Origin of the sequence: Candidatus Accumulibacter phosphatis (assembly GCF_012939955.1) — a bacterium.
Lineage (GTDB): Bacteria > Pseudomonadota > Gammaproteobacteria > Burkholderiales > Rhodocyclaceae > Accumulibacter > Accumulibacter delftensis.
This window is the reverse complement of sequence record NZ_SPMY01000038.1, coordinates 34,457-43,879: the sequence shown is the minus strand read 5'-3', so window position 1 is coordinate 43,879 and position 9,423 is coordinate 34,457. Positions and strand designations below refer to the sequence as shown.

9 protein-coding genes and 1 pseudogene are annotated in these 9,423 nt (G+C 64.0%); 6 read left to right on the top strand and 4 right to left on the bottom strand.

The genetic code is table 11. The features are described from left to right. Positions 1–178: 178 nt before the first annotated feature. From E4Q23_RS13855 to arsC, 6 genes and pseudogenes are all read left to right on the top strand, one after another. Positions 179–896 (top strand): annotated as a pseudogene (locus E4Q23_RS13855) (ABC transporter ATP-binding protein). Further along, on the top strand, positions 878–2,086 hold the full coding sequence (locus E4Q23_RS13850; protein WP_169067175.1) for an ABC transporter permease: 1,209 nt from the start codon (positions 878–880) through the stop codon (positions 2,084–2,086). The pseudogene E4Q23_RS13855 and the gene E4Q23_RS13850 overlap by 19 nt, the downstream one beginning before the upstream one ends. A 473-nt stretch (positions 2,087–2,559) precedes the next feature. Next, complete coding sequence (locus E4Q23_RS13845; protein ID WP_169067174.1) at positions 2,560–2,913, top strand: helix-turn-helix transcriptional regulator; 354 nt, start codon at positions 2,560–2,562, stop codon at positions 2,911–2,913. Then, entirely contained in the window at positions 2,910–4,214 is a 1,305-nt protein-coding gene (locus tag E4Q23_RS13840; RefSeq protein WP_169067173.1) for a type II toxin-antitoxin system HipA family toxin, read from the top strand. Before E4Q23_RS13845 ends, E4Q23_RS13840 begins: the two co-directional genes overlap by 4 nt. Continuing rightward, positions 4,211–5,416: an ABC transporter permease gene (locus E4Q23_RS13835; RefSeq protein WP_211203762.1), complete on the top strand. Its 1,206-nt coding sequence runs from the start codon at positions 4,211–4,213 to the stop codon at positions 5,414–5,416. The genes E4Q23_RS13840 and E4Q23_RS13835 overlap by 4 nt, the downstream gene beginning before the upstream one ends. A gap of 88 nt (positions 5,417–5,504) precedes the next feature. Then, the gene (arsC, locus tag E4Q23_RS13830; RefSeq protein ID WP_169067172.1) at positions 5,505–5,858 is read left to right on the top strand and encodes an arsenate reductase (glutaredoxin); all 354 of its coding nucleotides are present in this window, start codon (positions 5,505–5,507) and stop codon (positions 5,856–5,858) included. Positions 5,859–5,873: 15 nt separating this feature from the next. On the opposite strand, the gene E4Q23_RS13825 is transcribed toward arsC, so the two are convergent. The 4 genes from E4Q23_RS13825 to E4Q23_RS13810 all read right to left on the bottom strand — a co-directional run bounded on the left by E4Q23_RS13825 (position 5,874) and on the right by E4Q23_RS13810 (position 9,422). After that, positions 5,874–7,721: a glutamine--tRNA ligase/YqeY domain fusion protein gene (locus tag E4Q23_RS13825; protein WP_169067171.1), complete on the bottom strand. Its 1,848-nt coding sequence runs from the start codon at positions 7,719–7,721 to the stop codon at positions 5,874–5,876. Positions 7,722–7,753: 32 nt separating this feature from the next. Next, positions 7,754–8,215 carry a type II toxin-antitoxin system RatA family toxin gene (locus tag E4Q23_RS23915; protein ID WP_169067170.1) on the bottom strand — a complete coding sequence of 154 codons (462 nt, stop codon included), beginning with the start codon at positions 8,213–8,215 and terminating at the stop codon, positions 7,754–7,756. Positions 8,216–8,287: 72 nt separating this feature from the next. Then, complete coding sequence (locus tag E4Q23_RS13815; RefSeq protein ID WP_169067169.1) at positions 8,288–8,686, bottom strand: transposase; 399 nt, start codon at positions 8,684–8,686, stop codon at positions 8,288–8,290. Between the two features lie 73 nt (positions 8,687–8,759). Continuing rightward, a complete protein-coding gene (locus E4Q23_RS13810; protein WP_169067168.1) occupies positions 8,760–9,422 on the bottom strand; it encodes a PEP-CTERM sorting domain-containing protein in 663 nt (220 codons plus the stop codon). Position 9,423 lies beyond the last annotated feature (1 nt).

Here is a 9,423-nt window from a genome sequence, read left to right as displayed (position 1 = left end):
GGAGTTTTCGTTGAGTCGCTTGCGCGACTTTTCACCATTAAACGGGTCATGACAACGTGGAAGACACCCCAAATCATGAAAGTCATGACCGTTTCCCCTCTTCCCCCTGCCCCTTCTCCCGCAAGGGAGAAGGGAGTTTCGTGAGTCGCTTGCGCGACTTTCACATTAAGCGATGAGTGTGGCACTGATCGAACTGGCCGGCATCGAGCGCGTTTTTTCAGCTCGGTGACAGCGAGGTGCACGCGCTGCGCTGCCTTGACCTGAGCATCACCGCCGGCGAGTACGTCGCCGTCATGGGCCCGTCGGGCTCGGGAAAATCAACGCTGCTCAACCTCCTCGGCCTGCTCGACCGGCCCAACGCCGGCACCTATCATCTGGAGGGCCGCGACGTTACCACCCTCTCGGCGGAAGAGCAGGCGCGGGTACGCAGCGAGCGCATCGGTTTCGTCTTCCAGAGCTTCCACCTGGTGCCACGCCTGACCGCCGCCGAGAACGTCGCCCTGCCGATGATTCTCGCCGGCGTCGCGCCCACCCAACGCGCCGAGCGCGTGGCGCGGACCCTGCGCGACTACGGCCTCGAAAACCGCGCCGACCACCGCCCGGACCAGCTCTCGGGCGGACAGCGCCAGCGCGTGGCCATCGCCCGCGCAACGATCATGCAGCCGGCGGTGATTCTCGCCGACGAGCCGACCGGCAACCTCGATCGAGCCACCGGCGAGGAAGTCATGCGCCTGCTCGAAACGCTCAACGGCCAGGGCGTGACGCTGATCGTGGTCACCCACGACGGCGCCCTGGGCGCCCGCGCCCGGCGTCAGTTGCTGATGGAAGACGGCGCCCTGCAACATGACAGCGCACGCCCTGAAGCAGACACCAGCACGTGCGCACTCCCGACCTGATCCGCTTCGCCCGCGACGCGGCGACCGGCAATCCCCTGCGCACTTTCCTGCTGGTGCTGGCAATGGCCATCGGCGTCGCGGCGGTCGTCGTCCTCACCGCGCTCGGCGACGGCGCCCGCCGCTACGTACTCAATGAATTCTCGTCGATCGGCAGCAACCTGGTCATCGTCCTGCCCGGACGCTCGCAGACCGGCGGCTTCAACCCCGGCAACGCCGTCACCAGCACGCCGCGCGACCTGACTATCGACGACGCGCAGGCGCTGTTGCGCGCCAACGCCGTGCACCGCGCCGCACCGCTCGCCGTCGGCACTTCGGAAATCAGTTTTGCCGGCAAACTCCGCGAAGTGATGGTCGTCGGCACCACAGCCGAGTTCATCGACGTGCGCCGCCTGACGCTGGCGCAGGGGCGCTTCCTGCCGACCGGCGACTGGCGTCGTGGCGTCTCCGAAGCAGTCATTGGCGCCAAGGTGCGCGACGAAATGTTCGGCCACGAGTCGGCGCTCGGGCAACTGGTACGCGTCGGCGACCGCCGTTTTCGCATCGTTGGCGTCCTCGCCTCCAGCGGCCAGGGGCTGGGGATGAACACCGACGAACTGGTCATCGTGCCGGTGGCGCTGGCGCAGGCGATGTTCAACAGCAACACCCTGTTCCGGATTCTCGTCGAAGCGAGCAGTCGCGAAGCCATCGAACCGGCCAAGGTGCAGGTCACCGAGATCATCAAGCAGCGCCACGACGGCGAAGAGGACGTGACGATCATCACCCAGGACGCCGTGCTCGCCACCTTCGACCGCCTGCTCGGCACGATGACCCTCGCCGTCGCCGGCATCGCGGCGATCAGCCTGGCCGTCGCCGGCATCCTGGTGATGAACGTGATGCTCGTCTCCGTCGCCCAGCGCAGCGCCGAGATCGGCCTGCTCAAGGCGCTCGGCGCCACCGGCGCGACGATCCGCAATGCCTTCCTGACCGAAGCGGCGATGCTCTCGGTCGCCGGCGCCGTCCTTGGTTTCGTGTTGGGGCAGGCGGGCGCGGCGCTCATCCGCCAGCTGTACCCGGTGTACCCCGCCTTCCCACCGGACTGGGCCGTCCTCGCCGCGCTCGGCACGGCACTCGTCACCGGCGTGCTCTTCGGCGTCCTGCCCGCCAGCCAGGCCGCGCGGCTCGATCCGGTGCTGTCGCTGTCCAGGCGTTGAGTCCCGGAAGGGCGCGCCGAAAGTCTCGTCGGGAAGCGGGAATGGCAAGCGCCTCACCAGCTCGCACGTCTTTGCGAGGAGGCGCAGCCGACGGAGCAATCCAGCTCCATCTTCTCACCAGAACATCGGGCAGCGCCTAACGGTCATGACATGTCGAGACACCCCTGATCATGAAAGTCAGGACCGCCCCCCCTCCTTCCCCTGCCCCTTCTCCCGCAACGGGAGAAGGGAGTTTCGTGAGTCGCATACGCGACTTTCACATTAGACTTTCACATTAAAGAACGCCTTCGCCGAGGGTGAGTTGGTCAAGGATTCAGTAGTAAAGGAATCCTTTACTACTGCCGCAGACGGGAAAAACTACGTAATGCGGTTCTACAAGCTCGATGCGACCATATGACGGAAAATGGTGTTTAATCGTCACATGCGACGATTAAATGTCCTAGAATCGTATTATTCGCCACATGTGACGCATTATGAAGATTTCCAACAACCTGACCGATCAAGCCATTCTGGAGGAACTTGGCGGGCGTCTCGCGGCTGCCCGTATCGAGCGCAGGCTCACGCAGGCGGCCCTGGCCGAGCAGGCGGGGGTGGCCAAGCGGACGGTCGAACGTCTGGAGTCGGGCGAGGTGGCGACGCGGCTTTCGGGTTTTCTGAGGATATGCCGGGTGCTCGGTTTGCTGGAGCGCTTCGAGACTCTGCTGCCGGAGCCGGAGCCCGGCCCGATGGCACAGTTGCGGCAGCAAGGCCGGACGCGGCAACGGGCCTCGGGCGGGAAAGCGGAACCCGGAGAGAAGAAGAAGTGGACCTGGGGTGAGCCGACATGATCGCCAAAGTCCAGCTCTGGGGCCGCACGATCGGTGCCGTCTCGCTCGCGGAAAGGCGGGAGGTGGCCACGTTTCAATACGACACGGAGTTCGCGCGCAGCGGGATCGAGATTTCGCCGCTGAGCATGCCCTTGAGCGAGCGGGTGCATCAATTCCCGGCGCTGCCGCGCGAGACCTTCCACGGTCTGCCGGGGCTGCTCGCGGACTCGCTGCCGGACCGCTTCGGAAACGCCTTGATCGATGCCTGGCTGGCCACGCAGGGCCGCACGCCAGACAGCTTCAACGCCGTCGAGCGCCTTTGCTACACCGGCAAGCGCGGCATGGGTGCGCTGGAGTTTGCTCCGGTGCTGGGGCCGAGCGAGCGCAAGACGACGAAAATTGAAATCGACGCGTTGGTGCGACTGGCCGGCGAGGTGTTGACGCACCGAAACGATCTCCAGGGACATTTCCACGACACGGGTAGAGAGAAGGCGCTGCGCGCCATACTGAGCGTCGGCACATCCGCCGGCGGAGCCCGGGCCAAGGCGGTGATCGCCTGGAACCCGGCCAGCAACGAAGTGCGTTCGGGGCAAATCGCGGCCGGCGAGGGTTTCGAATACTGGCTGCTGAAGTTCGACGGTGTTTCCGGCAACAGGGACAAGGAGCTGGAAGACCCGCAGGGATACGGGACCATCGAGTTTGCCTATCACCTGATGGCCAAGGCGGCGGGCATCACGATGAGCGCCTGCCGGCTGCTGGAGGAAGACGGGCGGCGGCACTTCATGACCCGCCGCTTCGATCGCTTGCCTGGCGGGGAGAAGCTGCACATGCAGTCGCTGGGTGCGCTAGCGCATTTCGATTTCAATCAGGCGGGAGCCTACGCCTACGAGCAGGCGCTGCTGATCATCCGCCAATTGCAACTGCCGATGGCCGCGGTGGAGGAGCAGTTCCGGCGGATGGTGTTCAACATCGTGGCGCGCAATCAGGACGACCATGTGAAGAACATCGCCTTCCTGATGAACAAGGAGGGCGCGTGGTCGCTCGCCCCGGCCTTCGACCTCACCTACAGCTACAATCCGTCGGGTTCCTGGACGGCCACGCACCAGATGACGCTGAATGGGAAACGGGACGGCTTCACGCTGGCGGATTTCAAGGCCTGCGCGAAGGCGGCGCTGATGAAACAGGGCCGCGCAGCGACAATCATCGCGAAAGTGCAGGCGGCCGTGCAGCGCTGGCCGGAGTTTGCCGCTCAGGCACGCCTCGCCGATGAATGGCGCGAAGCGATTCAAAAAACCCACCGGCTGTCTTTTCCAGAAAAATGATCCGCCCCCGCGACTCCCTGCACCTCGCCCTGCGCGCGATCACCGCGCACCGCCTGCGCAGCTTCCTGACCCTGCTGGGCATTGCCGTCGGCGTCGCGGCGGTGATCCTGCTGACCTCGATCGGCGAAGGCATCCATCGCTTCGTGCTTGCCGAATTCACCCAGTTCGGCACCAATGTGATCAGCGTCGCGCCGGGCCGGACGAAGACCGCCGGGCACGCGCCGAGCGGCATTCCGACCTCGGTGCGGCCGCTGACCCTCGACGACGCACGCGCCCTGGCCCGCCTGCCACACATCACCGGCATGACGGCGACCGTCTGGGGCAACACCGAAGTCAATGCCAATGGCCGCCTGCGGCGCACGACGGTCAATGGCGTCAGCCCCGACATGCTCAAGGTGTTCAGCATCAAGGTGCGCAGCGGTCAGTTTCTGCCCGCCGAGGACGCCGACAGTGCGCGCGCCTTCATGGTCCTGGGCGCACGCCTCAAGGAGGAGTTGTTCGGTAGCGCCAACCCGCTTGGTGCCCGCGTCAGCGCCGGTGGCATGCAGTTTCGCGTCATCGGCGTCCTCGAAGCCAAGGGTCAGTTCCTGGGTATCGATCTCGACGACGCCGCCTACATTCCGACCGCGCGGGCGCTGGAGTTGTACAACCGCGACGGGATCATGAAGATCGATCTGTCGTACGAGGAAGGCGTGCGCGCCGCCGGCGTCAGCGCGCGCGTCAAGGCGACGCTGACGGCGCGCCACGGCCGCGAGGATTTCACGATCACCACCCAGGAAGACATGCTGCGCACCCTGTCGAACATCCTCGACGTGCTGACCATGGCCGTCGGTGCGCTGGGCAGCATCTCGCTGCTCGTCGGCGGCGTCGGCATCGTCACCATCATGACCATCGCGGTCACCGAACGGACGGGCGAAATCGGCCTGCTGGTCGCCCTCGGCGCGCCGCGGCGGACCATTCTCGGGCTCTTTCTCGGCGAAGCGGTCGCCCTCTCGGCACTCGGCGGATTGCTGGGCCTGCTGCTCGGCTTCGGGCTCGCGCAGTTGATCCACCTGCTGGTGCCGGCCCTACCGGTGCACACGCCGCTCAGCTTCGTCGCCCTGGCCGAACTCATCGCCGTGCTCATCGGCCTGTTGGCCGGGGTGCTGCCGGCCCGGCGTGCGGCACGGCTGAACGCCGTGGACGCGCTGCGCGCCGAATGAGGCGACACGGCTCGCTGGCGGCAACGAACTGCGCTGCGGCTACCCGATCCTATCCCTTCCCAACTTCTTCTTTCTACAAGGACCAACGATGAGCAACATTCCCCTGCGCATTTATCACAACCAGCGCTGCTCGAAAAGCCGCGCCGCCTGCCAATTGATCGCCGAGAAAGGCGTCGAAGCGGAGATCGTCGACTACCTCAAGACGCCACCGACCCGCGAAGAACTGCGTGCGCTGCTGGCGATGCTGGGCATGAAAGCGGCGGATCTCGTGCGCCGCAGCGAAGCCGTTTTCAAGGAAAACTACGCCGGACGTTCGCTGAGCGACGACGAGTGGCTGGATGCCCTGGCCACACACCCGATCCTGATCGAACGCCCGATCGCCGTACGCGGCGAGCGGGCGGTTCTCGGCAGGCCGCCGGAGAAGGTGCTGGAGTTGCTCTAGGCTGCGGTCAGCGCTTCACTTGCGCGCGCCGCCCTTCACCGACCACGAATCCCGGAGCGTCACCGTGCGATTGAAGACCGGCGCGCCGGGCTGCGAATCGACGCGATCGGCGACGAAGTAGCCATGCCGTTCGAACTGGAAGCATTCTTCCGCCTCGACCGCCTTCAGCGAGGGCTCGAGCCAGGCCTGGATGACGCGCATGCTGTCGGGATTGATGTCGTCGCGGAAATCGCGTTCGACGCCCTCCGGGTCGCCTTCGCGCCGGGCGCCAGGTGAGGGGACGGAGAACAGCCGGTCGTAGAGGCGCACTTCGGCAGGGCAGGCCTCGGCAACCGAGATCCAGTGCAGGTTACCCTTGACCTTGTAGTCGTCGGCACCGGGCGTACCGCTCTTCGAATCGGCGAAGTATTCGCAATGAACGGCGCTCACGGCACCGCTGTCGTCAAGGTCGAAAGCGGTGCACTTGACGACATAGCCATAACGCAGACGGGCCATATTGCCGGGATAGAGGCGATGGTAGCCCTTGCTTGGTTGCACCATGAAGTCTTCGCGTTCGATCCACAGCTCACGGCCAAAGGGCATGGCGCGCTTGCCGGCTTCCGGCTTCAACGGATGGTTGGGCGCAAAGCACTCCTCGCTTTCGCCGATCGGGTAGTTGTCGATGATCAGCTTGAGCGGATCGAGTACCGCGACGCGGCGTTCGGCGGCATCGTTGAGGATTTCGCGCATGCAGTCTTCGAGCAACGAGTACTCGATCAGCGAGTCCGATTTCGAGACGCCGACACGCTCGGCAAAGAGGCGAAACCCTGCCGCCGGGTAGCCACGGCGGCGCGCGCCGACCAGCGTCGGCAGACGCGGGTCGTCCCAGCCGCTCACGTGCTTTTCCTCGACCAGCTGGATCAGCATGCGCTTCGAGAGGACGATGTAAGTGAGGTTCAGTCGCGAGAACTCGATCTGCTGCGGTAGCGGCCGCTGCAACAGGCCGCCTTCGGCCAGCCGCTCGAGCAGCCAGTCGTAGAAAGGGCGCTGGTCGGCAAATTCGAGGGTACAGATCGAGTGGCTGATGTTCTCGAGGGCGTCTTCGATCGGGTGCGCATAGGTGTACATCGGATAGACGCACCAGCGGTCGCCGGTGTTGTGGTGGCTGGCGTGGCGGATACGGTAGATCGCCGGATCACGCAGATTGATGTTGCCGGCGGCCATGTCGATGCGCGCCCGCAGGATGTGCGCGCCGTCCGGAAACTCGCCCTGCTGCATGCGTTTGAAGAGGTCCATGCTTGCCGCGACGCTACGCTGGCGAAACGGCGAATTGGCACCCGCCTCGGTGAGCGTCCCGCGGCTGGCACGCATCTCCTCGGCGCTCTGGCTATCGACGTAGGCGTGGCCGCTGCTGATCAGGTATTCGGCAAACTCGACCATCCAGTCGAAGTAGTTGGACGCAAAATAGAGATTGCACTCGCTGTCTGTCGACTCTTCGGCGAGCGGACCTTGCCAGGAAAAGCCGAGCCAATGCACGGCATCGACGATCGAATCGACGTATTCCTGCTCTTCCTTCTCCGGGTTGGTGTCGTCGAAGCGCAGGTGGCAGCGACCACCGTAGTCCTGCGCCAGCCCGAAGTTCAGGCAGATCGACTTGGCGTGGCCAAAGTGCAAATAGCCGTTCGGCTCCGGCGGAAAGCGCGTGCGGATTTTCGCCGCGTCGAGCGCACCGGCAAGTTGCTGTGCGGCCGGCCCGGGCTGGCCCGACCATCTGCGCGCCGCATGCTTGCCGGCGGCGAGATCGGCTTCGATGAGGTTACGGATAAAGTTGCTGCTGGCGACTGCTGAGGTGCTCGCCGCACTACTGCTGGGCTCCTGGCTCACGGGGCGGTCCTTGATTCGAGAAGCCTTGCATTTTACCCGTCCGGGCTGGCAGCACCGCCGCTTTTCGCAGCCTGCGCACGCGCACGCGCTTCGAAGGCGCTGACCATGCCGGCAGCCATCGGCATGACCAGCAGCTGAATCACCGGCATCAGCAGAAACGAACGTGTCTCGCAGTCAAGCGCAAAGTCGACGTGGCAGCGATCATCGCCGAACGGCGTGAAGGCCCAGCGGATGTCGAAGTGCGCGAACGAGCGGTCGTTGGAACGTATGCTGATCTTGTGCGGGCGATCGAGCTCGGTGCGCGTGCGGAAGCGATGCAACAGTAGCCCGAGCGCCAGGCTCTGCTCGGTTTCGTAGGCCGCTTCTTCGCGGCGAACGATCTTCGCATCGGCGATCAGCGGCACGAACTGGGGATAGCTTTCGACATCGGCGACGACATCGAACAGGTACTCGGCGGCGAGCGCAATAGCGCGGCTTTCACGGTGGGTTGCCATGGGCTGCTGCCTCCTGTTTTCCGTTTCACTGCGCGCTTGCGTGCTCGGAGCCGGGCAGCGCAGGGCACAGCATCACGAGCTGGGCACGGCTGCCTGACGACACCCCGCACGCATAACAGCAGTGATCTGGAAAGCGAGTTTCTTGGCGATAGCCCGGGCCTCGTCTGCCGGGAACACGTCATAGAGTGAAGCCGGTTTGTGGGTGTTCAGGTTATCGAGCACCACGCGAATGCTTTTCGCCACGGGAAAGGGGGCAACCAAGTGCTTCATGGCGTGCGCAAAATCGATCTTGGTTCGGCGTTCGGTGATCAACACCTCGCGCCAGCCGCGTGCTGGCTTGGATATCATCATCAGGTCGCGAACGCCATTGCGTTGATATTCGACGTCAAAGGGCGCCGGTGCGCCCGGTTCCACGGGAATGGGCTTACCAACGATCATGACAGTCGAGATACCCCGGATGATGAAAGTCATGACCGTTAATGTGAAAGTCGCGCAAGAAAAAACAAACCCCGCTGGCGCGGGGATTGCCCAGGCACAGAATTGTTCAGTGCTTGCGCCGCGACACCCTGATTCCGACAAGGCCCAGGCCAAGAAGTGCAAGCATGGCGGGTTCCGGCACCTTAGCATCATCTCCGTAGATCCGCGTCCCTTGTTGTACAAAGCAGCAAGTGTCACTCAAGATCGGATCGCTGGCGTCGATAAAGTTGCCGTTGTTACCGGCCAGGCCACCGCCCAGGCTGGTCAGGCCGTTTTGCGTCACCGTCGTACCGGGGTACAGCCAGTGATAGGTGAACTCTTCGTCGGATATTACACCGAAGTAGTAGGTGGTGTTTGCAGTCAGCGCCAAGGAGAATAGTGGCGAGTCGTACCACTGTAATTCACCTCCGGCGCTCGTCGCTTGAAGCCCAGATTGATAGAGTCGTGTTCCGCCTAGCGAAAAGATTGCGAAGTTCAGATCGCCAGCATTTTGCAGTTGCCCGAAGACGCCGAACTGGTCGATGCTGACCGGTGCTGCGCCAACATCGATGCGCGCGAGAATGCCGGAGTTTGCAGAGCGCGTCTCGTCGAACCCTTCGGAAGGCTCGGACGGGTTACCGGCAAGGTTGTCAAACAATAGCAAACCGGCATTCGCGGGCGACGAAAGGGAGGCTGCTATAGCCGCTATAGCAGCCAGTTTATGGGCAGCCCCGAGAAGTTCTTTCAGCATG